24 protein-coding genes are annotated in these 24,547 nt (G+C 73.4%); 10 read left to right on the top strand and 14 right to left on the bottom strand.

Going from position 1 to position 24,547, the window contains the following annotated elements; translation table 11 throughout:
- The first annotated feature begins 116 nt into the window (after positions 1 to 116).
- Complete coding sequence (locus ACFWPQ_RS00850) at positions 117 to 1,607, top strand: long-chain fatty acid--CoA ligase (protein WP_384028524.1); 1,491 nt, start codon at positions 117 to 119, stop codon at positions 1,605 to 1,607.
- Between the two features lie 8 nt (positions 1,608 to 1,615).
- Here the strand turns inward: ACFWPQ_RS00850 and ACFWPQ_RS00845 are convergent, their stop codons facing one another.
- The 3 genes from ACFWPQ_RS00845 to ACFWPQ_RS00835 are packed head-to-tail and all read right to left on the bottom strand — an operon-like array spanning position 1,616 to position 4,379.
- Complete coding sequence (locus ACFWPQ_RS00845) at positions 1,616 to 2,206, bottom strand: hypothetical protein (RefSeq protein ID WP_384028522.1); 591 nt, start codon at positions 2,204 to 2,206, stop codon at positions 1,616 to 1,618.
- A complete protein-coding gene (locus ACFWPQ_RS00840; protein ID WP_384028520.1) occupies positions 2,203 to 3,690 on the bottom strand; it encodes an ATP-binding protein in 1,488 nt (495 codons plus the stop codon). Before ACFWPQ_RS00840 ends, ACFWPQ_RS00845 begins: the two co-directional genes overlap by 4 nt.
- Positions 3,687 to 4,379: a response regulator transcription factor gene (locus ACFWPQ_RS00835; RefSeq protein ID WP_361282090.1), complete on the bottom strand. Its 693-nt coding sequence runs from the start codon at positions 4,377 to 4,379 to the stop codon at positions 3,687 to 3,689. Before ACFWPQ_RS00835 ends, ACFWPQ_RS00840 begins: the two co-directional genes overlap by 4 nt.
- A 139-nt stretch (positions 4,380 to 4,518) precedes the next feature.
- Between ACFWPQ_RS00835 and ACFWPQ_RS00830 the strand changes: the two genes are divergently transcribed.
- Both ACFWPQ_RS00830 and ACFWPQ_RS00825 read left to right on the top strand, forming a co-directional pair.
- Complete coding sequence (locus ACFWPQ_RS00830) at positions 4,519 to 5,409, top strand: DUF3152 domain-containing protein (RefSeq protein WP_384028518.1); 891 nt, start codon at positions 4,519 to 4,521, stop codon at positions 5,407 to 5,409.
- A 93-nt stretch (positions 5,410 to 5,502) separates the two neighbouring features.
- Entirely contained in the window at positions 5,503 to 6,000 is a 498-nt protein-coding gene (locus ACFWPQ_RS00825) for a MarR family winged helix-turn-helix transcriptional regulator (protein ID WP_384028516.1), read from the top strand.
- A gap of 123 nt (positions 6,001 to 6,123) precedes the next feature.
- Here the strand turns inward: ACFWPQ_RS00825 and ACFWPQ_RS00820 are convergent, their stop codons facing one another.
- From ACFWPQ_RS00820 to ACFWPQ_RS00810, 3 genes are all read right to left on the bottom strand, one after another.
- Positions 6,124 to 7,095, bottom strand: coding sequence for an RNA polymerase sigma factor (locus ACFWPQ_RS00820; protein WP_384028514.1), 972 nt, complete (start codon positions 7,093 to 7,095; stop codon positions 6,124 to 6,126).
- A 142-nt stretch (positions 7,096 to 7,237) separates the two neighbouring features.
- The gene (locus tag ACFWPQ_RS00815) at positions 7,238 to 8,599 is read right to left on the bottom strand and encodes a carotenoid oxygenase family protein (protein ID WP_384028512.1); all 1,362 of its coding nucleotides are present in this window, start codon (positions 8,597 to 8,599) and stop codon (positions 7,238 to 7,240) included.
- A gap of 143 nt (positions 8,600 to 8,742) precedes the next feature.
- The gene (locus tag ACFWPQ_RS00810) at positions 8,743 to 9,330 is read right to left on the bottom strand and encodes a hypothetical protein (RefSeq protein ID WP_384028510.1); all 588 of its coding nucleotides are present in this window, start codon (positions 9,328 to 9,330) and stop codon (positions 8,743 to 8,745) included.
- A 475-nt stretch (positions 9,331 to 9,805) separates the two neighbouring features.
- On the opposite strand from ACFWPQ_RS00810, the gene ACFWPQ_RS00805 reads away from it, so the two are divergent.
- Complete coding sequence (locus ACFWPQ_RS00805) at positions 9,806 to 9,931, top strand: hypothetical protein (RefSeq protein WP_384028508.1); 126 nt, start codon at positions 9,806 to 9,808, stop codon at positions 9,929 to 9,931.
- A gap of 62 nt (positions 9,932 to 9,993) precedes the next feature.
- Here the strand turns inward: ACFWPQ_RS00805 and ACFWPQ_RS00800 are convergent, their stop codons facing one another.
- A complete protein-coding gene (locus ACFWPQ_RS00800) occupies positions 9,994 to 10,383 on the bottom strand; it encodes a cold-shock protein (protein WP_384028506.1) in 390 nt (129 codons plus the stop codon).
- Positions 10,384 to 10,604: 221 nt separating this feature from the next.
- Here ACFWPQ_RS00800 and ACFWPQ_RS00795 point away from each other — a divergent pair, with 221 nt between their 5' ends.
- The gene (locus ACFWPQ_RS00795; protein WP_384028504.1) at positions 10,605 to 11,405 is read left to right on the top strand and encodes an SAM-dependent methyltransferase; all 801 of its coding nucleotides are present in this window, start codon (positions 10,605 to 10,607) and stop codon (positions 11,403 to 11,405) included.
- A gap of 28 nt (positions 11,406 to 11,433) precedes the next feature.
- Here ACFWPQ_RS00795 and ACFWPQ_RS00790 read toward each other — a convergent pair whose 3' ends face one another.
- From ACFWPQ_RS00790 to ACFWPQ_RS00775, 4 genes are all read right to left on the bottom strand, one after another.
- Complete coding sequence (locus ACFWPQ_RS00790; protein WP_384028502.1) at positions 11,434 to 12,690, bottom strand: hypothetical protein; 1,257 nt, start codon at positions 12,688 to 12,690, stop codon at positions 11,434 to 11,436.
- On the bottom strand, positions 12,687 to 13,838 hold the full coding sequence (locus ACFWPQ_RS00785; protein ID WP_384028500.1) for a dolichyl-phosphate beta-glucosyltransferase: 1,152 nt from the start codon (positions 13,836 to 13,838) through the stop codon (positions 12,687 to 12,689). The genes ACFWPQ_RS00790 and ACFWPQ_RS00785 overlap by 4 nt, the downstream gene beginning before the upstream one ends.
- A gap of 97 nt (positions 13,839 to 13,935) precedes the next feature.
- Positions 13,936 to 14,493, bottom strand: a complete 558-nt coding sequence (locus ACFWPQ_RS00780; RefSeq protein WP_384028498.1) for a hypothetical protein — start codon at positions 14,491 to 14,493, stop codon at positions 13,936 to 13,938.
- Between the two features lie 10 nt (positions 14,494 to 14,503).
- On the bottom strand, positions 14,504 to 15,010 hold the full coding sequence (locus ACFWPQ_RS00775; RefSeq protein WP_384028496.1) for a SigE family RNA polymerase sigma factor: 507 nt from the start codon (positions 15,008 to 15,010) through the stop codon (positions 14,504 to 14,506).
- Positions 15,011 to 15,230: 220 nt separating this feature from the next.
- Here ACFWPQ_RS00775 and ACFWPQ_RS00770 point away from each other — a divergent pair, with 220 nt between their 5' ends.
- The 4 genes from ACFWPQ_RS00770 (at position 15,231) to ACFWPQ_RS00755 (ending at position 20,479) form a co-directional block, all read left to right on the top strand.
- Positions 15,231 to 16,790 (top strand): hypothetical protein, encoded by a 1,560-nt coding sequence (locus ACFWPQ_RS00770; RefSeq protein WP_384028494.1) that lies wholly within the window; start codon positions 15,231 to 15,233, stop codon positions 16,788 to 16,790.
- Positions 16,791 to 16,831: 41 nt separating this feature from the next.
- Positions 16,832 to 18,049 carry a MoxR family ATPase gene (locus tag ACFWPQ_RS00765; protein ID WP_361282118.1) on the top strand — a complete coding sequence of 406 codons (1,218 nt, stop codon included), beginning with the start codon at positions 16,832 to 16,834 and terminating at the stop codon, positions 18,047 to 18,049.
- Entirely contained in the window at positions 18,046 to 19,395 is a 1,350-nt protein-coding gene (locus ACFWPQ_RS00760) for a VWA-like domain-containing protein (protein ID WP_384028492.1), read from the top strand. Before ACFWPQ_RS00765 ends, ACFWPQ_RS00760 begins: the two co-directional genes overlap by 4 nt.
- Before the next feature lie 115 nt (positions 19,396 to 19,510).
- The gene (locus ACFWPQ_RS00755) at positions 19,511 to 20,479 is read left to right on the top strand and encodes a threo-3-hydroxy-L-aspartate ammonia-lyase (RefSeq protein WP_384028490.1); all 969 of its coding nucleotides are present in this window, start codon (positions 19,511 to 19,513) and stop codon (positions 20,477 to 20,479) included.
- Between the two features lie 52 nt (positions 20,480 to 20,531).
- Here the strand turns inward: ACFWPQ_RS00755 and ACFWPQ_RS00750 are convergent, their stop codons facing one another.
- Together ACFWPQ_RS00750 and ACFWPQ_RS00745 are read right to left on the bottom strand one after the other, a co-directional pair.
- On the bottom strand, positions 20,532 to 21,977 hold the full coding sequence (locus tag ACFWPQ_RS00750) for an MFS transporter (protein ID WP_384028488.1): 1,446 nt from the start codon (positions 21,975 to 21,977) through the stop codon (positions 20,532 to 20,534).
- 67 nt (positions 21,978 to 22,044) lie between these two features.
- A complete protein-coding gene (locus ACFWPQ_RS00745; RefSeq protein WP_217544727.1) occupies positions 22,045 to 22,446 on the bottom strand; it encodes a DUF3291 domain-containing protein in 402 nt (133 codons plus the stop codon).
- A 137-nt stretch (positions 22,447 to 22,583) separates the two neighbouring features.
- Between ACFWPQ_RS00745 and ACFWPQ_RS00740 the strand changes: the two genes are divergently transcribed.
- Positions 22,584 to 23,201: a MerR family transcriptional regulator gene (locus ACFWPQ_RS00740; RefSeq protein ID WP_384028486.1), complete on the top strand. Its 618-nt coding sequence runs from the start codon at positions 22,584 to 22,586 to the stop codon at positions 23,199 to 23,201.
- Here ACFWPQ_RS00740 and ACFWPQ_RS00735 read toward each other — a convergent pair.
- Complete coding sequence (locus ACFWPQ_RS00735; RefSeq protein ID WP_384028484.1) at positions 23,198 to 24,490, bottom strand: NAD(P)/FAD-dependent oxidoreductase; 1,293 nt, start codon at positions 24,488 to 24,490, stop codon at positions 23,198 to 23,200. The two genes, ACFWPQ_RS00740 and ACFWPQ_RS00735, sit on opposite strands and share 4 nt — an antisense overlap.
- Positions 24,491 to 24,547 lie beyond the last annotated feature (57 nt).

Raw genomic sequence — 24,547 nt, 5'->3', positions numbered from 1 at the left:
TCCAGCGGCACCAATTCGGTCCCCGGGGTCGTATCGCGAGCCCAGTGATTTCGCTGCGTTCCGGGCCTAGCCTCTGCTCGTTCGAGCCTTTGGGAAGTGCTTGGGAAGGACGCGTCATGAACCTCGCCCACCATGTGCCCGACAGTGCCCGGACGTACCCGGACCGCCCCGCGCTCCGCCTCGGGGACACCGCGGTCTCCTACCGCGCGCTCGACCGGAGCACCGCCCGCATGGCCGGACTGCTCCGCGACCGTGGCGTGAAGCCCGGCGACCGGGTCGCGCTGATGCTGCCCAACGTGCCCGAGTTCGCCGTCGTCCACTACGGCGTGCTCCGGGCCGGCGGCATCGTCGTCCCGATGAACCCCCTGCTCAAGTCCCGTGAAGTCGCCTTCTACCTCGGGGACTCCGGGGCCCGGCTGCTGTTCGCCTGGCAGGACTTCGCCGACGAGGCGCACGCCGGTGCGCGGCAGGAGGACGCGGAGGCGGTCGTCGTCCGTCCCGGCGCCCTCGACGAACTGCTGGAACCCGCCTCGCCCCTGGACGATGTGACGGACCGTCACGACGACGACACGGCGGTCATCCTCTACACCTCGGGGACCACCGGCCGGCCGAAGGGCGCCGAACTGACCCACGCCAACCTCGACCGCAACTGCGAGATCGCGTCCGGCGAACTGTTCCAGCTCACCGCCGACGACGTGATCTTCGGCGGACTGCCCCTGTTCCACGCCTTCGGGCAGACCTGCACCCTCAACGCCGCCGTGGCCTTCGGTGCGTGCCTCACCCTGCTGCCGCGCTTCGACGCGGCACAGACCCTCGACATCCTCGAGGCGCACGGGGTGACCGTCTTCGCCGGGGTGCCCACCGTGTACAGCAGGCTCGTCCGGCAGCCCGGCAGGGAGAGCCACGACGTCTCCCGGCTGCGCGTGTGCCTCGCCGGCGGCGCCGAACTGCCCGTCCAGGTGCTCCAGGACTTCCAGGCCGCGTTCGACTGCGTCGTGCTCGAAGGCTACGGACTGTCGGAGACCTCGCCCGTCGTCTCGGTCAACACCCTGCGGGCCGGACCCAGGCCCGGCTCCGTCGGCACCCCGATCCCGGGCGTCCGGGTGCGGGTGGTCGACAACGGCAGGGAGGTGCCGCAGGGGGAGACGGGCGAGATCGCGGTGCGCGGGCACAACGTGATGAAGGGATACTGGCGGCGCCCCGAGGAGACCGCCGCCACGATCCGGGACGGCTGGCTGTACACCGGTGGCCTCGGCCGGCTGGACCAGGACGGGTACCTGTGGATCGTGGGCCGGAAGAAGGACGTGATCATCCGGGGCGGGTACAACGTGTACCCCCGCGAGATCGAGGACGTGCTCTACGAGCATCCGGCCGTCGCCGACGCCGCGGTCATCGGGCTTCCCGACCCCGACCTCGGCGAGGAGATCGGTGCGGCGGTCGTGCTCCGGCCGGGGGCGCGGACGACGGCCGAGGAACTGCGTGCGTACGTCAAGGGCCAGGTCGCCGCCTACGAGTACCCGCGGAAGGTGTGGATCGCGGACAGCCTTCCCAAGGGACCCACCGGGAAGATCCTCAAGAGGGAGATCGTGCCGCCGGCCGGGCGATGAGCCGGGTGTCAGACGCCGGGGCACCCGGTGGCGGCTCCCTCGATGCGCCGGCCGCCCGGGAGCGTGACCGTCACCGGCGCGGGTTCGGCATCGGGGTCGGCTGTGCGCTGCGCCGCGTCCGCCGTACAGGCGAGCTGTGCGGCCGCGAGGCCGGGATCGCTCAACTCGCCTGCGCTGGAGGACAGTTCGACGGAGATCCGGTCCTCGTGAGGGGTCACCCGCACCAAGCCCGCCCCGCCGGGCGCCTCGGTTACGGCGGTGGCGTCTCCGCCCGCCGCCGGGACGGCGGGGACCGCCGACGGCATCCCCGTGGGCGGGGGCAGCCGCGTCGTCAGCCCCTTGTCCCGCTCCGCACCGGTCGGGCCCAGGAGCAGTTCCCGCAGCGCCGACTCGACGTCGCCCGGCGCGTCGGTCTCGCGCCGCACGGCGACCAGGGCGCCGCCCCGCACGAAGTACAGCCGCGCCGTCGGCACGACGCCACTGGCGGGACCGCCCGCCTGCACCACACCGGTGGTGGGTATGCCACAGGAGGCCAGGACGCACACCCCCGCGGACACGAGGAGCACGAGCACGAGGCGGCTCCGGCGCCCGGCGGTCACCACCGGTCCTCCCGGGGCGGTTCACCGGCCGGGAACGGGAGCCGTACGGTGAAGACGGCACCGCCCCCGGGCCGGTTCGCGGCGCGGACCGTGCCCCCGTGCACCCGGACGTTCTCCGCGGTGATCGCGAGGCCCAGGCCGCTGCCCTCGGTGCGGGTACGGGCGGCGTCCGACTTGTAGAACCGCTCGAAGACGTGCGGCAGCACGTCGTCCGGGATCCCGGGCCCGCTGTCCAGCACCTCGATCACCGCGAGCCGCTCCCCGCCGGGCGCCCCGCCGTCGTACAGGCGCAGGGCGACGGGCCGGGCGCCGTGCCGCAGCGCGTTGCCGACCAGGTTGGCCACGACGACGTCGAGGCGGCGCGGGTCGACGCGGCCGCGCAGGGTGCCTGGCGGCGGCAGCTCGCAGTCCACCAGGCCGGTCCAGGCGCGGGCGTCGAGGGTGCGCCGCAGGGACTCGGCGAGGTCGATCTCGTCCAGGTGCAGCACCGCGGCGCCCGCGTCGAAACGGGAGATCTCCATCAGGTCGTCCACCAGCCGGGCCAGCTTCACGGTCTCCTCGCTGATCAGACGGACGGCGGTGGCGGTGTCCGGGTCCAGGCGGGCGGCGTCCTCGTCGAGGACGTCGGTGACGGCGGACATGGCGGCGAGCGGGGTGCGCAGTTCGTGCGACACGTCCGCGGCGAACCGGCGGGCCCGGGCCTCCATGCCGCGCAGTTCGGCCACCGACTTCTCCAGCGCGGCGGCCGTCTCGTTGAACGTGTGCGAGAGATCGGCGAGTTCGTCGGACCCGTCGACGGCGAGCCGGGTGTCCAGGTGCCCCTCGGCGATGCTGCGGGTGGCGTGGCGCAGGGCCCGGACCGGGCGCAGCACCCCGCGGGCGGCGAGCAGGGCCAGCAGCACGGCGAGCGTCAGCGCGGGCACCGCGGCGCGTTCGGCGGCGGTGACCAGGGCGTCGACGTAGGCGCGTTCGGTGGTCTGCGGCACCGTCAGGAAGACATGGACACCGGAGGTGTAGACGCCCTTCGCGGGCGCCTCGGCGAAGGTGACCGACATGCCGACGACGAGTGCGGTGCGGTCCCCGACGGCCACCCGCTGGAAGACCGTCGCCATGCTGGAGCCGACGGCCTTGCGCACGGCGGGCGTCAGCTCCTCGAAGCGGTCACCGGCGGCGGAGGTGGCGCTCAGGCTGCCGTAGGTGGCCAGCACCCGCCAGGTGCCGGAGGGCTCGGAGCGGGCCACGTCCGCCGCGAACCGCGCCAGCGCGGCCCGGTCCGGCGGGAAGAGGAGGTCCGGGGCGAGGCGGCCGACCTGGGTGCGCAGTTGCTGGATCACGGCGTCCTGGCTCTGCTGGAGCACGCCGGTACGGGCCTCGCGGAAGGTCAGGGCGCCGGTGGTGGCCGCGGTGACGGCGGCGACCAGGGTGAAGGCGAGCACCAGGCGGATCCGCAGACCGCGCAGCTGCGGGAGGCGCGGGCGCCTCACCGGGCCGCGAACCGGTAGCCGAAGCCGCGCACGGTCTGGATGTGGCGCGGTTCGCGCGGCGGTTCGCCCATCTTGGCGCGCAGCCGCCGCACGCAGGCGTCCACCAGCCGCGCGTCCCCGTGGTAGCTGTGCTCCCAGACCGCCTCCAGCAGCTGCTGCCGGCTGAACACCTGACCGGGCGACGCGGACAGGGTGAGCAGCAGCCGGAGTTCGGAGGGGGCGAGCGGGATCGGCACCCCGTCGCGGGCGACCGCGAGCCCGGCCCGGTCGACGGACAGGTCCCCGTAGGTGTCGATCTTCGGTATGCCGCCCTCGGCGGGCGGGCCGCCCGCCCGGCGCAGCACCGCGCGCAGGCGGGCCTCCAGAACCCGCGCCTGCACGGGTTTGACCACGTAGTCGTCGGCGCCCGCCTCCAGGCCCACCACGATGTCCTCGTCGTCGCCGCGCGCGGTCGCCATGACGATCGGCAGGGTCTGGTCGAGGGCGCGGATCCGGCGGCACACGTCGAGTCCGGGCATCCCGGGCAGCATGAGGTCCAGCACCACGACGTCCGGCCGGAAGGACCGCACCCGTTCCAGCCCGTCCTCCCCGGTCGCGACGGCGGCGAGCTCGTGGCCCTGGCGGCGCAGGGCGAGGGCCACCCCCTCCCGCACGGCACGGTCGTCTTCGATCAGCAGAACGCGTGGCATGCGCTCAGTATCCGCATCGCATCCGCACAGCTGTGCGTTTGTTACGGGATGATCATATAAGCCCGCAGGGCTGTGCCCGTTATCTTTTCGTTATCGCTTGCGCCAGGTCCGATCACATTCCGATCACAGCCTGGCGGTCATGACCACGCGCACAGCACGTTCCTCCCGTGGCCGTCGCCGTAACGGTCCCTCCCATGCCGTCCCCCACGGGCGGAAGGGGAGAGGGCCGGTCTGGGGAGCGGTGGCCGCGCTGGCGGTCCTGGGTGCCGCCGGCTTCGCGGCCCTCGACGGGAGTCCGTCCGGTACGGGAGCGGCTCACGCCGGCACCCGGGGCGGGCCCACCGAACGCGCCCGGTCGGGACTGCTCGGCGCCACCGGCCCGGCCCGCGGCACCCGGTCCCCGTCGCCCGGACCGGCCACCACCTCTGCCTCCCCCTCCCCCCGCATCTCGCCCACGCCGGAGATCCCGGCCAAGGGACCGGGCACGTTCGTCACCGCGGCCGGCGGCAGCACCAGGGTCGGCTCCGGCACGCTCCTGCGCTACCGGGTCGACGTCGAGAACGGCATCGACCTGTCCGCGGCGGACGTCGCCCGGCAGGTCGAGCGGATCCTGGCCGACCGGCGCGGCTGGACCGCCGACGGCCGCTCGGCGTTCGAACGGGTGTCGAGCGGTCCGACCGACTTCGTCGTCCGGGTCGCGACACCCGGGACGGTCGACAGGATCTGCGGGCGGTACGGGCTGGACACCGGCGGCGAGGTCAACTGCAACGTTGCCGACCAGGTCATGGTGAACCTCAGGCGCTGGCTCCTCGCGACCCCCGTCTACGCCCGGCGCGTCAAGGAGTACCGGGCGCTGATCATCAACCACGAGGTCGGCCACTTCCTCGGCCACGGCCATGTCGGCTGCCCGGGCGCGGGGCGGCCGGCCCCCGTGATGATGCAGCAGATCAAGGGCATGCACGGCTGCCTGCCCAACGTCTGGCCGTACGACGAGAAGGGGCGGTACCTCACCGGACCGGCCGTCTCCTGACCCGGCCGCCTTGCGCATGCCGTCGGGCAGCCGGTGCGGCGCGCGCCCGGCGTACATGACGTGAAGGCTCAAGTGAGCTGATACGCTCCCGGCGTGACCGCCCCCGACCAGCCCCGACCGGACGACGAGCACACCGGACTGTGGCTCACGCCCGCCGAACTGGCCTCGTGGATGTCGGTGGTCCGGCTGATCACCCGGCTGCCCTGGGCCCTGGACGCCCAGCTGCAGCGGGACGCGGACCTGAGCATGGTCGAGTACATGGCCATGGCGATGCTGGCTGAGACACCCGACCGGACCCTGCGGATGAGCGTGCTGGCCGAGGAGACCAACTCGTCGCTGTCCCGGCTGTCGCACCTGGTGAAGCGGCTGGAGAAGCGCGGTTACGTCCGCCGTGAACCGGATCCGGCCGACGGGCGGTTCACCAACGCCATCCTGCTGCCCGACGGCATGCGCAAGCTGGAGTCGGCCGCGCCCGCCCATGTCGCCAACGTCCGTCACCTCGTCGTGGACAACCTCTCTGCCGAGCGCCTCCGCCGGCTCGGCCAGGACGCCGAACGCATCCTCGGACGGATCGACTCGCCGGTGCGCTGAGCGTGCCACGACGACTTGAGCGTTAAGGCGACCGCGTGAGCGGTGCCTGCTGCTCGCGGCCCGGCGCCGTGCGTGTCCGGCATCCGACCTTTCCGGCTTCCGACGTGTCCGGTACCCGACGGGTCACAGCGCCGGGAGCAGCTCCATCGCCCGGAGCGGCCGCGGATGGAACAGGCGCAGCCGGTGCACACGGCCGGCCTCGTCCAACGTCATCAGCCAGGCCACGCTGGGCGGGCAGTGTCCGGGGTCGTCGGACGGGTTGACGATGTCCATCTCCCACACGGCCAGCGACCGTCCGGCGACGGCATGCGCGAGGTGCTGCCGCACCCCGGCTGCGATGTCGCCGTCCATGGCACGCACCAGCAGGTCCCCGCCCCCGACCCGGTCGCCGCCCCTGAACAGGGCGACCTCCGGGGACCAGCGTTCGGTGAGCAGCGCGCCGAAGTGCCCGCTCTCGGCGGCGGCGAGCGTCTCCCGGGCCTGCGTGCGGCTGTCCCGGGTGCGCCGCGCGGTGTCGCCGTGCGCGGCGTCCGCCGTACCGGCCAGGGCCGCCGCGAGCTTGGCCCGGCCCTGACTGAGCCGGCTGCGGACCGTGCCGACGGGGATCCCGCAGACGCCGGCTATCCCCTCGTACGAGGTGACGCTCGTGGTGAAGTGACGCAGCACCAGGGGCAGCCGCAGCGTCGGGGAGAGCTCGTCCAGCGCCGCCCAGATCCAGTCCCGCAGCGCGCTCTGTTCCAGCCACTGCTCCGGACCTGCCTCCGTGGACGGCAGGTGCAGGCCCTCCTCCACCGGCCGGACGGGAACCGCGTCCCGCAGCAGGGAGCGCGCGGCGTTGCGCACGATCATCCGCAGCCACGCGCCCACCGCCCCCGGATCACGGACGTCGCCGATCCGCCGCAGCGCGGTCAGCGCCGCGTCCTGCAGGACGTCCTCGGCGTCCGGGCCCGGCCCCAGCAGGCTCAGTGCCACCGCGCGCATACCCGCGCGGTGGCGTTCGAGCAGCAGCCCCAGGGCGACGACCTCGCCCGCCTGCGCGGCCCGGGTGAGCACCGCGTCCTCGACGCGCGCGGTCTCGGCCGTCACCCGGCTCATGAGGCCGCACCGGCGAAGGAGGGGGCGGAGACGGATGCGGCTGCGGGACCGGGTGCCGAACCGGCATCGGCTGGTGTGTCCTTCCGGCGCCCGGACCGGAGCAACCGCATCGTCTCGGCCTCTCTGTTCTCGCGGGCTCCGGCTAGTCCTCGTCGCCGAGTTCCGGCAGCCAGCTGCCGTGGAAACCCGCGGGGACAGCGTAGGGGAGTTCCACCACCGCCTGCTCGGAAAGGTCCGTGGCGTCGAGGACGAGCAGTTCACCGGCCTTGCCGTCGTCGTCGGAGACGAGCGACAGCAGCCAGCCCTCGTCCTCGCTCCGGCCGTTCGCGGCCGGGACGAACACCGCCTCACCCGCGTAGCGGGCGCCGGGCGTCGCATGGACCCGGGTGGTCCCGCCCGTGAGGTCGTGCTTGGCTATGCCGCCGCCGGAGACCGTGTACAGGTAGCGGTTCTCGCGTCCGGTGAGGGTCTCGTTGTGGGTGGGGAACTCGGCGTCCCGGTCGTCCAGTTGCCGCTCGGTGGCCTTGCCGGTGGCCGGGTCCAGCGTCCAGCGGTACAGCACCGCGGGCGCCTGCACGAGGCCGGGCTCCGGCACGACGGCCACGCCGGTGGGCCCGCCGATGTCGCCCCAGGCGTGCTCGAACCTGTCGTGGTCGTAGCGCACCGCGTCGAGGACGATCCGCCCCTGCGCGTCCTCGTGGGCGTTGCCGACGTGGAAGACGTAGCAGGGGTCGACGTCGAACCAGCGCACCTCGGTGCTGCCCGGCGTGCGGGACATGATGCCGAGCCGGGCGCCGTAGCCGTCGTCCCACTGGTAGGGCATGCCGCCGTGACCGGCGAGTTCGGGCCGGAAGACGACGGGCAGGTCCATCCAGACGATGTGGTGCTCGGTGATCGCGAAGTCGTGCATCATCGTCGGGCCCGGCACCTCGACCGGGCTGCTGTCGAGCAGCTCCCCCTCCGCGGTGACCCGGTGGTAGGTGAGGTACGGCGGGGCGAACCCGGTGCCGAACAGGTGGAGTTCGCCGGTGACCGGATCCTCCTTGGGGTGCGCGGTCATCGCGGTGGTGAGCCTGCCGCCGAAGTCGTACGGCCCGACGGTCTCCAGCGCCGGGGTGACCCAGTAGGGGAAGCCGACCTCGCACAGCGCCAGCACCGTGTCCGCGTGCCGGATGACATGGGTGTTGCCGGGCGTCGCGGTCAGGTCGAAGGTGCCGTCCTCGCGGACGAACGGGTGGCCCTCCCGCTCCCGGGTGCGGATCCACCGGTTGCGGTACCACTCGGCGTTTCCGCCGCGCAGCCGAAGGCCGTGGAGCATGCCGGGGCCGGTGAACCAGTGGCCGTTGTCCTCGTCGGGCAGCGGGTTGGGGCCGTTGCGCAGGTAGCGGCCGTCCAGTTCGGTCGGGAGGGTGCCGCGCACGGTGAGGTTGAAGGCGGTGTGCTCCTCGGCGACCGGGGCGAAGCGGCCCTTGAGGTAGAGGGGAACGGTGGTCTCTTCGGTCATGGTGCATTCCTTGTCCGGGCCGGCAGGGCGGTGCCGGCCCCGTGCGGATCAGTTCCGGGGCGTTCGGTCGATGGCCGGGCAGAGGCGCGACCCGCCGCACGGCGTTCGGAGTCCCGGACGCCGTGCGGAGCCGAGGCGGCAGGTCACTGGGGTGCGGACGACAGGCCCTGGGACTCCAGCAGCCGCCGCTGCACGCGCTCGGGGTAGACCTTCGTGAAGACGATCGGGGCGGCCAGGCCGATGACGTGGGCGGTGATGCCCACCCAGGACGGGGCGTCCACCGCGTTGCCGACGGCCAGGACGACGGCGATGAAGGTGAAGCCGGCGCCCCAGGAGCCGGTGATGTAGTTGTTGACCTGGAGGAACTCGGGCATGTCCCAGTACTCGCGCGGCGTCTGCCGCTTGGCGATGCCCAGCGTGAAGGGATGGCGGATCGCCATGGAGCCCCACGCGGTGGCGGCCAGCCAGGCGAACGAGAGGGCGTCCGTGTGGTCCTTAAGCCCCGAGTCCGGGTTGCTGAGGGAGACGCCGCCGATCACCAGGAAGTACAGGATGGTGCTGGCCTCCAGGATCAGCGCGTCGAGGTCGACCCCCCGACGGCGGTCCTGGAGGAGCAGCACCAGCCCCGAGACGACACCGGCGACAGCGCCCCAACGCCAGTCGACGAAGCCGGACACGACGCCGGCGACGATCCAGGGGACGAAGCCGCGCAGATAAGCCATGAAACCCATTGAATGTTCCTTGCCGAATCGCAGAATCAAGTGGACGGCCCTGGAGGGGGGGTGCTCCGCAGCCGTTCGAGAACCGACGCGGACTAGATGCGGGACGGGCGCCAAAGTTCGACCGCGGGAGTGTGACCCTCGTCACGATGAGGTTTGGGTGATCGGACGGGCCCGCGGTCATACCGACCGGCGCGATGCGTACGGGGACATGGCGGGACACCTGGTGTCGGCCGCGCCGCCGGATCGCCCAACGGCCTTACGTCTAGGCGGTGTTGCTCGGGCGCCTCGCCGTCGCCGAGTCCCTCGCCGAGTTCGCCACCGACGACGGCTCGGCCCCGCGGATGCTCGCGGACGCCGCCTCCCGCACCGGCCGCGTGCAACTCACCCTGCTCATAGGGCTGTTCTGCCCGGCAACGGCACTACCGCCGCTGCTTCTGCGCCCGCCCGCAGCCGGAATCACGGTCGCCGCCGGTGTGTTGCGGGAGTGGCGCTCGCGGTACGGAACTCGGGCACCGCGATCGGCTTCGCGCCGATGACGGCCGGCCTGGCCCTCTGGGCGGTCGCCGCCCTCACGGCGGGCGGCCGGCTGCTCCGCTCCCGTGACGCGTGAACGCGACACGGGAAGGCGACTCGTGAACGCGAAGCGTGAACCGGCCGTCCGCCGCGGGCGGGTCAGCCCTCGATCCAGCCGTGGTTCTTCGCGAACTGGGCCAGTGCGCCCCGCACCCGCACGATCTCCTCCGCGGTGAGCGTGGGCGCCGACGCCAGCAGCGTCTCGGTGACTTCGCGGGTGAACTCCTCCGCGCTGAGCAGATCGCACAGCGAGTCGTCGTCCGGCCCGAGCGTGCGCACCTCGGCTCCCCGGGCGAGCCGGACGCCGGACGCCTTCGGACCGCGCTCGCCGGCCTCGATCTCGAACTCCACGGCCACGCCGGGGCGGACGTACGACTCCGACATCTGCATGTCGTTCACATGCAGGAAGACGTCCTCTCCGCCACCGTCCGGAGCGATGAACCCGTACCCGCGCGAGCTGTCGAACCGCACCACACGACCACTGACCATGAGAAACCCCCAACCAAAACCAAACCGGGCCACCTGCCCGGACACCTGGGCCCGATGGTAGTCAAGTCCGGCCCGGTCGGTCGACAGCAGGGGCGACGGAGGGGGCGGAGAAGCCGGCGGGCGAGGGAACTCGGTGCGCCGACACCGAAGTTGATATGGAAAGCTGTCGCCAGCCGTCGGTGAGCCAAGGGGGGCTGGGACGGTCGTTGAGAGGAGCGCACGTGACGCAGGACGGCAACGGGTCCGTGGAGATCGACACCAGCAAGCCGCATCCGGCGCGGATCTACGACTACCTGCTGGGCGGCAAGGACAACTACGAGGTGGACCGCAAGGCAGGCGACCAGCTCGCCGCCGTCGCGCCCGAGGTGTGGATCTCCGTACGGGCCAACCGCGGCTTCCTGCAGCGCGCGGTCCGGCACGTCATCGACAGCGGCGTCCGTCAGATCCTCGACATCGGCACCGGGCTGCCCACCTCGCCGAACGTGCACGAGATAGCCCAGGGGCTGGCACCGGACGTCCGCGTCGCCTACGTCGACAACGACCCGATCGTGAAGGCCCACGGCGACGCGCTGCTCAGCCGGGCCGGCACCACCAGCATCGTCCTCGCCGACCTGCGCGACCCGCGGTCCGTCATCGACCACCCCGAGGTGCGCCGGATCATCGACTTCGGACAGCCGGTCGCCCTGTTCCTGGTCGCCATCCTCCACTTCGTCCGCGACGCGGAGGAGCCCGAGCGGATCGTGGCCACCCTGCGCGACGCGCTCCCGGCCGGCAGCTTCCTGGTCCTCTCGCACGCCACCGACGACTTCGCCGACGACCGCAGCGAGGCCCAGGCCGTCTACAACAACGCGACCGCCTCCATGAACCTGCGCCCCCTGGCCCGGGTCGAGCAGTTCTTCGACGGATTCGAGCTCGTCGAACCCGGCGTGACCCAGGTCCCGTTCTGGCGCCCGGACACCACCCCGCCGGCCGGCTCCGAGGAGATCGGCTTCTACGGCGGAGTGGCCGTCAAGAAGGCCTGAGCCGTGGTCCGACGGGACCGAGCCGTCGTCAGGGCACTCCGAGCTCGAACAGGGCGTAGCCCGCGTACGAGCCGGAGGCCAGTGCCGCGATGCCCAGCAGAACACACAGGCAGGGCAGGCTGATCCGGCGCAGCGCGACCGCCAGGGGGACGAACAGCGGGAAGGCGGGCAGCAGATAGCGCGAGACGTTCGCGAAGTACTGCTGGCTGCCCAGCACCAGGGCAAGGGTGAGCACCGTGTGCACGACCAGTACCGCCGGCGGCCGCAGCCGGAACAGCAGCGGCAGCAGCGCCAGGTCCAGCAGGACCACCCCGACCCCGATGACGTCCGCGAAGGGAAGCGCGAAGAGATACCCGAAGTGGCCGACGGGGACGGACGTCAGGACGTCCAGGGTCTGCCTGCCGTAGTCGAACTCGTGCCCCCACGCGCCCGACTGGAGCGCGAAGTAGCCGCCGTAGTCGCCCATGCGGTGGCCCACCCAGCCCAGGTAGCCGAGCAGACCCAGCGGAGCGACGAGCATCGCGGTCAGCGGACGGGCGACGCCGTCCGTGCGGCGGCGCAGCGCGAGGAGCGCGGCCACGGCGAGCGCGGCGACCAGGGCGGCGGCGGTGGGCCGGTTGAGACCGGCCGCGAAGGTCAGCACCCCCGCCGTCAGCCAGCGGCGGGTCAGCACGGCGTACAGGGCCCAGGCGGCCAGGGCCACGTACAGCGAGTCCGAGTAGACCGCCCACTCCACGCCGGAGCCGGGCCACACGGCCCACAGCCCGGCCGCCGCCAGGCCCGCCCGCGGGCCGCCGAACCACGCGGCGACGGCGGCGATCCCGAGCGCCGCCGCGAACGACGCCACGACCGACACCAGCAGCCCGGCCCCGAACGGACCGAGACCGGTGACCTCCATGACCACCCGCATCAGCGCCGGGTAGAGCGGGAAGAACGCGGCCGAGTTGCCCTGGAGGGTGATCATGCCGGTGGCGCCGGGGACCGGGACCAGCGCCGGGTGGTAGCCGTGCAGGGCGATCTGCTGGTACCACCAGCCGTCCCAGGTGCCCAGCACGTCCCAGGTGTGCGCACCGCCCCCGAACCGCGGATGCTTCCTGCGGAAGTCCCCGGCCGAGTCCAGCAGATACATGAAGGAGCCGAAGCCGACGAGCTTCAGCACGCCGTACAGCGCGAGGACCGGGCCATGGCGGCGGACCGTGTCGCGCAGGCGCCGGCCGAGGTCCGGTGCGGCGATTCCGGAGACGGCGGGGCGGGGTGGCGCGGTGCTCTTCAGAGGCGTGGTCATGAGGCCGCGGACCCCGTCCGGCGACGCCACCCGCGCAAGGCCGACCGCGCGACGACGAGGGACACGTGGGCGGCGGCGAGCGCGGCCAGTTCCGCGCGGAGTCCGGCGGCGGGGACCGTGTGCCGCAGGACGGCGAGCGCACCGGCGGTCAGCGCCAGACGGGCGGCCAAGGCGGGCAGGGCGGGCGGGGCGCCCGGGGCGGGCCACGGGAGGCGGCCGCGGACCGGTACGGCGAGCGTCCAGCAGGCCAGCAGGGACAGCGCGTTGGCCACCTGCCCGGCGGCGGCCGGGCGCAGCGCCGCGTACAGGAGCAGATGGGCGAGAGCCAGGGCGGCCGCGGGGACGGCGTACGGCCGTGGTGGCCGCCCCGGCGGCAGCGCGCCCCGGGCCGGTGACAGCGCGACCCGCGCGATGCCGCGCAGGTCGGCGAGCGCCGTGGACAGCAGCGCGACCCGGCTGTCGGGGTCGTCCACCCAGTCGACCGGCACCTCGTGGATCCGCAGCCCGGCCCGCTCCGCGAGCACCAGCAGCTCGGTGTCGAAGAACCACGCGGAGTCCCGCACCAGCGGCAGCAGCCGTGCGGCGGCGTCCCGTCGTACGGCCTTGAACCCGCACTGCGCGTCCGAGAACCCCACCGACAGCGTGCAGCGCAGCAGGATGTTGTAACAGCGGGAGATGGCCTCCCGCTTCGGGCCGCGCACCACCCGGGCGCCGGGCGCCAGCCGGGTGCCGATGGCCACGTCGGAGTGGCCCGACAGCAGCGGGGCGACGAGGGGCAGCAGCGCCGCGAGCCCGGTCGACAGGTCCACGTCGAGATAGCCGACCACGGGCGCCGACGACGCCGACCAGACGGCCCGCAGCGCCCGGCCGCGCCCCTTCTCGGCCAGCCGTATCCACTCCACCTCGGGCAGCTCGGCGGCGAGCCGGGCCGCGATCAGGGGGGTGGCGTCGGTGCTGGCGTTGTCGGCGACGATGATCCGGAAGGGGTACGGGAACGTCTCCCGCAGGTAGGCGTGGAGCCGCCGCACGCTCGGCTCCAGGTCCGTCTCCTCGTTGAACACCGGTACGGCCAGGTCGAGAACCGGCTCCTCGTGGTGCGGCGGAGACGGCGGCGCGGGGACCGGGAGCGCGACCAGAGGGTGATTCATTACGCTTTTTCGCATTCGTTCTCGCTCTCGGGGCGTGCCGAAGGCACCCCCGGTGGTGGGGTGGGTGAGGAGAGGGGGGCGGCCCGCGGGCCGCCTGCTATCCGGCCGAGCCGGCCGCGGCCGACGAGCCGTTCGACGGGTCGGGACTCTCGGTCGCGGGCGCCGACGGCGGTGACGTGGTGGCGGTCGAACTCCCCGACGAGCCCTCCGTCGCGCTCCGGGTCGTGCCCGCGTCCGGGGTGGACGACGCCGTCGCGGTCGAGGTGGGCGTGGACGAGGCGGTAGGCCCGTTCGTGGAGGACGGGGTGTCCTGGGGCGTGGTGGTGTCGGTGGGCGGCGGGGCCGAGGTCGTGGCGCCGGAGGGCGGCGCGCTGGGGGAGGGGCCCGGCGTCGGGGCCGTACGGTCGGTGGGGCTGGTCGCGGGCCAGGGGTGCGGTGCGCTCGGCTCGTCACGGACACCGGAGTGGGGCCACAGGAACAGGCCGAGGCCGAGCCCCGCGGCCGCGAGGACACCGCCGGCCGCCCGCCGGGCCGCCCGGACCCGCCGCCGTGCCTGCACACCGGCCCGCAACCGCGCCCGGTGCCGGGGCTCGAACGCCGCCGGTTCCCGGTCGCCGTGCATCAACTGCGTCAACTGCCGCTCGAAGTGATCCATGGCCTCTCCCTCACCCCACCGGCTCGATGGCGTCCGCCAGCAGCTCCCGCAGCCGGGCCACCCCGCGCGCCGCGTGCGACCGGGCGGTGCCCACCGGGCACCCCAGCACCTCCGCGACCTGCCGGTCGGGCAGGTCCTGGTAGTAGCGCAGGACGACCGCGGCCCGCTGACGCGGGGTCAGCAGCGCGAGCGCGGCCTCCAGCCGGGAACGCTCGGCGACGATCGCCGACACGTCGCCGGCCGCCACCACCTCGGGCAGCTCCTCGACGGGGCGCTCGCCCCACCACCGGCGCCGCGCCGAACGGGCCGCCGCACGCGCCAGGACCTTGCGGACGTACGCCTCCGGCGCCTCGTCGGCGATCTTCGGCCAGACGAACCACAACCGGACCAAGGACTCCTGCAAAAGATCCTCGGCCCGATGCCGATCGCCACCGGTGAGCAGACGGGCCAGATGGAACAACCCCGACCAGCGGGCCGCCACGAACTCGTCGTACTCACCGGCCCGAGCCTGCTCCATTCCCACGGTCCCCGCTCTCCCCGGCTGCCTACACCTGGGAAAAGGCCCTGGGGGCGGCAGAACGCTGCACCCGGGCGGGGTGATCCGCGTCACGTGCGGGCCTCGTGCGGGCCCGTGCGTAATTGCCTGGCGGACCTCGGCGACGGCGCCGTATGCTCCCCGCGATGACCACTCATTCTGCTGTCAGATCGGGGGTCTCGTCCGCGTCAGGTGAGTGCTGATGGCCACTCACTTCGCGAACGGGGGCACCCACCTCTCCCTGTGGCGGCGCGTGCGCGAGTTCGCCGTGCCGCCCGCCATGATCGAGACCGCGACCGCCCGCCGGAACACCGGCGACTGGGCGGGGGCGTGCGCCGCCGCCGGTTTCGACCTCGACCTCGATCTGCGCGCACTGGCCCGGGCCCGCGGCCGGGACGTCCGGGACCGGATCCGTGCCGACCTGCGGCGGCTGGCGCCCGACCTGCTGCGCTGGCATCTGCCCAGGATCGCGCCCGACGGGTTGCTGCGGCCGGGGCTGACCATGCCGCTCGCTCGGTACGACGCCGGGGAGGGCTCCCTGAGCCTCGTGGTCCGGACGCCGCCCGCCTGGGCGGACGGCGGGCAGCGGATCAGCCTCGCGGTGTGGGACGGCACGCTGGGCGAGCCCGGCGCCCGGGGGCATCCGCATCCCCATCCGCATCCGCGCCCCAGCCGCCGGTTCCGTTTCGACCTGCACCGCCATCTGTGGGACGCGGGCGCCGCCGGCGAACTACGGACCCGCTCGGGCGCCGACCGGCCCGCGGGCGGCGCATGGCGTGTGGGCGGTGATGAGCGCGCGATCGGCGACCGGCCTGCTGGTGGCGACGGGCCTGCGGATCGCGACGGGCCTGTGGGTGGTGACGGGCCTGTGGGTGGTGAATGGCTCGCGTACGCCCACGGGTTCACGTTCGCCGAGCAACTCCCCGGCCACGAAGGGCCCTTGTGCGCCACGGAGCGATGGGCGGACGAGGCGCGGATCGTGCTGGGTGCCGAGGGGCGGGACAGCGGGACCGTCGTCGTACGCCTGGGCCGCCGGCAGCGGCTCGCGCTGCACCTCGCGGCCGACGGGACCGTGACCGCAGGCCGGGAGACAGCAGGCCGGGACACCACCGGCCGGGACACCGGAGGGCGGGATACCGCAGGCCGGGACTTCGGCCCCGGCGCTCCGCTGGTCCTGCCCGACGCGGCGACCTGGACGCTCCCCGATCTGGAGCTGCTGCGCGCCGGGTTGGTCGATGCCGGGCGGCTGCATCCGCTGGTCGCCGACGCCCTCGTCCCCGGGCACGCACCGGCCGCCCGGGACCCGTACCCCGACCCGGCCCGGCAGGCACGCCTCGTGGAGTGCCGGGGCGTCCGGCACCGGATCGGCATGGTCGGCGGGGTGCTGTCCCCGCTGGACCACTCCCCGGACGAACTGCGGCGCGAGGAGCTGCTGGTGGCGCTGGGCGGCCCGCCGCTGCCCTGTCTTCGGGTCATCGACGAGGCGCACCGCCGCCCCGACTGCCTCACCGGCGTCCGTGAACGCCTCGACCACGGGGACATCGCCGGCGCGCTCGCCGTCGTCGAGGGACTGCTGGGGCCCGAAGCGGTCCTGCGCGACGGCCCGTTGAAGGACGAACTGGAGGCGGCCGCGCGACGCCGGATCGCCTACGGCCTCTACCGGGCGGGCCTCACCGGATCCCGCACCGGCCCCGTCCGCACCCGGCGCCGCAGGTCCGTCCGCGACCCGCGCCTCGGCCCGCGCCTTTCCGGCCGGCGCTGACACCCGTCCACTTTTCTTCTCACACCCCCAGGTGATCTCTCATGCCTCTGCACGTCTCTGACCAACTCGCCGTCGCCGACACCCTGTCGGGGCTGCTCGGCGACTCCGCCACCGAACCCCGGACCGACATCCAGCTGGAGGCGCTCACCCTCGCCGTCGCCGCCGACCTGCCCGTCCTCCTGTGGGGCGAGCCCGGCATCGGCAAGACCGCCGCCCTGAACCGGCTGGCCGAGGCGCTCGACCTGCCGCTGACCACGGTGATCGCCAGCGTGCACGAGCCGTCCGACTTCTCCGGCCTGCCCGTCGTGGGCGACGACCCGGCCGTCCAGGGCGTCCCGATGGCCCCGCCGGACTGGGCGGTACGGCTCGTGCGGGCCGGCCGGGGCCTGCTGTTCCTCGACGAACTGTCCACCGCGCCCCCGGCCGTCCAGGCCGCCCTGCTCCGGCTGGTCCTGGAACGCCGCGTGGGCGCCCTCCGACTCCCGCCCGGCGTACGGATCGTGGCCGCGGCCAACCCGCGTTCCTCGGCGGCCGACGGCTGGGAGCTGAGCCCGCCGCTGGCCAACCGGTTCGTGCATCTGCAGTGGGCCCACGACCACGAGGTCGTCGTCCGCGGCCTCGGCGGCACCTGGCCCCGGGCGACCCTGCCCCGGCTCGACCCCGACCGGCTGCCCGCCGCCGTGGACTTCGCGCGCCGCGCGGTGTGCGGCCTGCTCGCCACCCGTCCCACCCTCGTCCACCGGCTGCCGAGCGGCGAGATGCGGCGGGGCGGCGCCTGGCCGTCGCCCCGCAGCTGGGACATGACGCTGCGCCTGGTCGCCTTCGCGCACGCCGCCGGCTCCTCCCGGGACGTGCTCTCCCTGCTGGTGAGGGGCACGGTCGGGGACGGGCCGGGGCTCGAACTGCTGGCGAGCGTCGACCTCATGGAGCTCCCCGACCCCGAGACGCTGCTCGCCGACCCGGACGCGGCCGACCTGCCCGAGCGCGGCGACCTGCGCCAGGCCGTGCTGGACGGCGTGGTCGCGGCGGTCCGCGAACGGCCGGACCGGGCCCGCTGGGACGCGGCCTGGGCCCTGCTGGTGCGCGCGCTGGACACCGGGGCGCCCGACCTTGTGGTGGTCCCCGCCACCACCCTGGCCGCACTGCGCCGGGACGACTGGGACGTCCCGGCGGCGATCGAACGCCTCGCCGGAGCGGTGTCCGTGTCCCGGCGCGCCGACCGGGCGGCCGAACGCGTCGCCGCGAAGGTGGGCCGATGACGGCGGAACCGGCGGGCACGCCCGTGACCGCGGAACCGGCGGGCGCGCCCGTGACCGCGGAACCGGCGGGTGCGCCGGTGACCGCGGAATCGACGGGCGCGCCGGTGACCGCCGAACCGGCCGGGGCGCTGGACCTGGACAAGCTCTACGCCGCCCGGCTGCAGGCCGCCCGGGCCCGGCCCTACCTCGCGACGGCCCTGTTCGCGCTGCACGTCGTGGAGTCCCGGCAGGTGCCGACGATGGGCGTCGACAAGCACTGGCGGTGCTATGTCTCGCCCGCGTTCGTGGACCGGATGCCGGAGGAGGAGCTCGCCGGGGTGTGGGTGCACGAGGTCTCCCACCTGCTGCGCGAGCACCACGCGCGCAGCGACCGGGTCGCCCGGGAACGCGGCCTGACCGGGGCCGGCGAGCGGCTGCGCATGAACATCGCGGCGGACCTGGAGATCAACGACGACGCGTACGGCGACGGGCTGGCGCAGCCCAGGGGCGCCGTCCGGCCGTACATGCTGCGGCTGGACGAAGGCCAGTTGATGGAGGACTACCTGCGCCAGTTCCGGCTCGGGCCGCTGACCCGGGACGTCGCCTGGCTGGACTGCGGCAGCGGCGCCGACGGCCGGGACCGGGAGTGGGACCTGGGGGCGGACGGCGCGCACGGCCTCAGCGAGCAGGAGCGGGACGGGGTCCGGTTCCGGGTGGCGCAGGCCATCACCGGCCGGCCGGGCAACGCCCCGCAGGGCTGGCGGCGCTGGGCGGAGGAGGCCTTCCAGCGGCCGCAGCCCTGGCGGGAGTTGCTGGGCGCCGCGGTCCGCTCGGCCGCCTCGGCCGCGGGCGCCGGCGACGACTACAGCTACGGCCGCCCCTCGCGCCGGTCGGCCGGCCTGCCCGGCGTGATCCTCCCGAGGCTGCGCCGTCGCCCGCCCCGGGTCTCGGTCGTCATCGACACCTCCGGCTCGGTCAGCGACGCCGAACTGGGCAGTGCCCTCCTGGAGGTGGCCGCCATCGCGCGCGCCGTCGGCGGCCGCCGGGACCTGGTCTCCGTGCTGTCCTGCGACGCGGCCGCCCGGACCGTGCAGCCGCTGTGCCGTGCGGAGGGCATCGCACTCGTCGGGGGCGGCGGTACGGACCTGCGCGCGGGCTTCGCCAGGGCCCTGCGGGCGCGGCCGGCCCCGGACGTGGTGGTGGCCCTCACCGACGGGCAGACGCCCTGGCCGGAGGCGCAGCCGGCCTGCCGTACGGTGGTGGGCCTCTTCCCCAGGCAGTACAGCGACACGTCCTGGCAGGAGGACGACCCCGACTACGTACCGGACGCACCGCCCGCCTGGGCACGGGTCGTGGAGATCGGCTAGCGCGGCCGGGCCGCTCCGGGCAGATGGTCGGCCGGTGCGGGGCGCGGACCGGACGATAATTTGATGTGGTCGACACCCATCCGGCGCCCCGCGGCGCCCAGAACGGAGGACGAACATGCCCGACACCCCGCCCGTGACCCTCCAGGACGTGCACGACGCGGCGGCGCGGATCAAGGGCGTGGCCCACCGCACCCCCGTGCTGCGCTCGCGCACCCTGGACGAGCTGGTCGGTGCCGAGGTCTTCCTGAAGTGCGAGAACCTCCAGCGCATCGGCGCGTTCAAGTTCCGGGGCGCCTACAACGCCGCGTCCCGGCTGTCCGCCGAGCAGCTCGCCAAGGGCATCGCCGCCTACTCCTCCGGCAACCACGCCCAGGCCGTCGCCCTCGCCGCCCGTGAACTCGGCACCACCGCCGTCATCGTGATGCCCGAGGACACCCCGCGCGCCAAGCTGGAGGCGACGGCCGGATACGGCGCGGAGATCGTGACGTACGACCGCTACACCGGCGACCGGGTCGCCATCGGCGAGGCCCTGGCCGCCGAACGCGGGCTCGCGCTCATCCCGCCCTACGAGCACCCGCACGTCATCGCAGGGCAGGGCACGGCCGCGCTCGAACTCATCGAGGAGGTCGGTGAGTTGGACGTCCTGGTGGTGCCCGTCGGGGGCGGCGGGCTGATCGCGGGCAGCGCCACCGCGGCCAAGGGACTGCTGCCCGGGATCCGGGTCGTCGGGGTCGAGCCGGAGGCCGGCGACGACACCCGGCGGTCCCTGGCGGCCGGGCACCGGGTGTCGATCCCGGTGCCCCGCACCATCGCCGACGGCCAGGCCGCGGACATCCCCGGTGAGCTGACCTTCTCCCTCAACCAGCGCCTGGTGGACGACATCTCGCTGGTCTCCGACGACCAGATCGGGGATGCGATGCGGTTCGCCTTCGAGCGGCTGAAGACCGTTCTGGAGCCGAGCGGTGCCAGCGGCCTGGCCGCACTGCTCGCCCACCGGGTGACGCCGCTGCCGCGCCGGATCGGGGTCGTGCTGTCCGGCGGCAACGTGGGGGCGGAGCGGTTCGCGGAGATCGTCGCCGGCTGAGCGCGAACGGGCGGAGGCACCACATCAGGGGTGCCTCCGCCCGGAGCGGGGCTCAGGCCTGCTCGTCCGCCGGCCGCGGCCGGCGCGGGATGCCCAGCGCGCACAGGGCGCCGAAGAAGACGACCGCGACACCGACCCACACGGCCGGGTGCAGTCCGTCGACGAACTGCTGCGGGCCCTCGGTGCTGCCGTACGTCACGAACACCGTGCTCAGGACGGCGATCCCGAGCGCGCCGCCGATCTCGCGGACCGTGGTGTTGGCGCCGGACGCCTTGCCCGCGTGCTCCTTGGCCACCGAGCCGAGGACCACCGCCGCCGTCGGCGCGAACACGAAGCCCATGCCGATACCGGCCACGATCATCGGGCCGACCAGCGAGGGGTACGCGGTGTCGGTGCCGGCGACCAGGTTGATCCAGCCGAGGCCGACGCCCTGCAGGAAGAGACCGAGGGCCATCAGCCGGCCGCCGCCGACCTTGTCCGTGATCAGACCGGCCACCGGGGCCACGAACATCGGCATCAGCGTCCAGGCGAGGGTGCGGACACCGGCCTCCAGCGGAGAGCGCGGCGGCACGATCTGGAGGTACTGGGCGAGCAGGAACAGCGAGCCGAAGACACCGAAGTACATCGTCGCCGAGACGATGTTGGTGAGGGTGAAGGCCCGCACCCGGTAGAAGGACAGCGGCAGCATCGGCTCGTCGGTCCGGGACTCCCAGACCACGAACGCGGCGAGCAGCACCGCGCCGCCCGCGAACGCGCCGAGCACCTTGGCGGAGGCCCAGCCGTCCGGCTCGCCGTGCACGATCGCCCACACCACGGCGCACAGCCCGGCCGCCGCCAGCACCATGCCGACCAGGTCGAGGCGGACACCCGGCAGCGAGCTCTCCTTGAGGGCGAACAGCACCAGCGGTATCGCGATCACGCACACCGGCACGTTGATCCAGAAGATCCAGCGCCAGTCCAGGCCGTCGACCACCGCGCCGCCGACCACCGGGCCCATGGCCACGGCGAGCCCGCTCACCCCGGACCAGACGCCCAGCGCCAGCCCGCGCAGCTTCTCCGGCACCGCCTGCGAGAGCAGGGTCAGCGACAGCGGCATCACGGCCGCCGCCCCGAAGCCCTGGACCGCCCGGAAAGTGATCAACTGGGCGCTGGTGTCGGAGAGTCCGCAGCCGATGGAGGCCAGCGTGAACACGGCGATGCCGACGACGAACACCGTCCGGCGGCCGAACCGGTCACCGAGCGCGGCACCCGTCATCAGCAGGCAGGCGAAGCTCAGCACGTACGCGTTGACGAACCACTGGAGTTCCTGGGTGTTCGCCTCCAGGTCGACGGCGAGGGTGCGCAGGGCGGTCGACACGACGAGGTTGTCGAGCGCGACCATGAACATCGGCACGCTGCACGCGACGATCGCGAGCCACAGCGGCACCCGGCGCCCCGCGGCGGCGACCGCGGCGGCCGGCTCCGCGTCGAGGACCGGGCTCTCTTCGGACAGGGTCATGGCAGGGGGCTCCTAGCGAAAGCGACGGGGCTCGTGGGGAGTGCGGGGCGGGCAGGGCGGGCGGGTGTCAGGAGTCGGCGCGTTCCTGCTCGGCGAGCCGGCGCCGGGCGTCCGTCCAGTCGATGGGCAGCTCGGCCGCCGGGACCTGCCAGAACGTGAAGACCGAGCCCTTCATGGTGGGGCGCAGCCCGGTCATCACCGACTTGTGCGGTTCGGTCCGCGCGTACCGGTAGAGGGCGTCCTTGTCCTCCCAGGCGGACAGCGTCCAGAAGGTGCGCTTCAGGGGCTCGGCGATCAGCGAGGCGCCGTACGCGCCGGGCGCCCCGGTCACCTGCTTCCACGCCACCAGCGACTTGGCGAAGAAACGCGGCACATCCTTGAGGGAGCGGACCTCCAGACGGGACGCCATGACGAACGCCTCGGCGTCGGGTGCGGGGGTGTTGACGGTGGTCCAGCGCAGGGTGGGCATGGCGCGGCCTTCTCCCGTGGGAAGAAATTGGATACCTCTACTATCCATGTTAGACAGTAGGGGTATCCAATTTCCAGTGCCGAGGTGTCGTCCGGTGGAACGGAGCCGATACCGACGCGAGAGCGGAGCCGAACCCGATGCGCATGTCCGAGCTGAGCCGCCGCAGCGGCGTCTCCGTCACGACGATCAAGTACTACCTCCGGGAGGGCCTGCTCCCGACGGGCCGTCAGACCGCCGCGACCCAGGCCGAGTACGACGAACAGCACCTGCGGCGGCTCCGGCTGATCCGCGCCCTGACCGGGGTGCGCGGCCTCTCGGTGAGCGCGACCCGCGAGGTCCTGGACGCGCTCGGCGAGCACGACGGCGACACCCACCGGCTCCTCGGCCTCGCCCTGGGCACCATCCGGCTGCCCGCAGACACCGCCGAGGACGCCCCCGAGACCGCCGAGGTCGACGCGCTGCTCAAGGAGCTCGGCTGGAAGGTGCACCAGAACGCACCGGCCCGCACCACGCTCGCGGAGACGATCACCTCGCTGCGCTCGCTCGGCGTCCCGCTGGACTGGCACACCCTCCTGCCCTACGCCCGCCTCGCCGAACGCACCGCCACCCTCGACCTCGACCAACTCGACGGCATCGACGACCCGTTGGAGGCCGCCGAGCGCGCCCTGCTGCTGACCGTCCTCCTGGAACCGGCACTGATGGCGCTGCGCCGCATGGCCCAGGAGAACGAGTCCGCACACCGGCACACGCCCTAGGCGATACCGAGTTCGCGCAGCAACTGGGCCGCCGCCTCCTTCCCGGAGGAGAACGCGGCCTCGTGGGAGCCGATCTGGTCCCAGTACTGCTGCTTGGAGTGGAACCAGGAGCCGCAGAGCTTCACCCGCGGGCCCTCGTTGACCGCGTAGATGGTCTGCTGCGCGCTGCGCATCGCCATGTCGATCATCGGGTGCTCGTAGTGGAACCGCCGGATGACGGCCGCCTCGTCGACCTCCAGCGGGTAGTCCAGGGTGACGAAGTAGTCCGTCTCCGACTCGAAGCCGTGCAGCTTGTTCATGTAGTACGCCACATAGGTGCGCGGCTGCCCGTCGACGGTGACCTTGCCGTAGTTCCAGGCCTCCCAGCGGTCCCGGCCGGCCGGCATCACGGACGGGTCGGTGTGCAGGATCACCGTGGAGCCGTTGTAGCGCAGCGGTGCCAGCAGGTCGCGCTGGGCCGGGGTCGGGTTGGCGAGCAGCGCGCGGGTCACGTCGGCGTGGGTGGCGAGCACGGCGTGGTCGAAGCGCTCCTCGCCGTTCGCGGTGCGGATCACGACCCCGCCGGCCTCCTGGCGGACGCCGGTGACCGGCTCCGAGAGCCGCGTCTTCGGGTCGATCGCGGCGAGCACCTTGCGCACGTACGAGATCGACCCCCCTTCCACAGTCCGCCAGTCGACCCGGCGGCCGCCGAGGCCGCTCTCGTCGTGCGCCATGAAGAACGCGATGACCGTGGTGGCCGGCATCTCCCAGATCAGCTCGGCCGGTACCGACCACACCGCGCTGCACAGCAGGATGAAGTAGCCGTACCGGAACTCCTCGCTGTACCCGTTACGGTCCAGGTACTCGCCCATCGGCAGGTCGGTGCGCTTGCGGAAGAAGTCGTGCCGGCCCTCCTGGTGGAACCGCCGTGCCTCCCGCCAGATGGTCTGGAAGTACTCCGGATAGCGGGCCCGGACCTCCTCCTCCGGCAGGTCCATCTCCTCGCTGCCGTACTGCAGACCGTTGCTCAGGTCGAAGAAGTTGAACCCGCTGAGGAGTTGCTTGTCGGCCACCCCCAACTCCTCGAAGAACGCGGAGAGGTTGGGGTAGGCGGGACGGTTGAAGACGACGAACGCGGTGTCGATGCCCAGGACGCGGCCGGCGTCCTCGACCTCCACGGAGTTGGCGTGGCCGCCGAACCGGTCCTCGCGTTCGAACAGGGTGATCTGGGCGTGCTCGCGCAGCGCGTAGGCGGCGGAGAGGCCGGCCACTCCACCGCCGACGACGGCGATGCTGGGCTTGACGGACATCGGTGCTCCTCGGTCTGCAACAGGACAGGCTTCAGCAGGACGGGCTTCAGGCACGGC

This window comes from Streptomyces sp. NPDC058464 (assembly GCF_042721035.1).
Classification (GTDB): domain Bacteria; phylum Actinomycetota; class Actinomycetes; order Streptomycetales; family Streptomycetaceae; genus Streptomyces.
The sequence above is the reverse complement of the archived record's forward strand: the minus strand, read 5'-3'. Positions and strand labels throughout refer to the sequence as shown.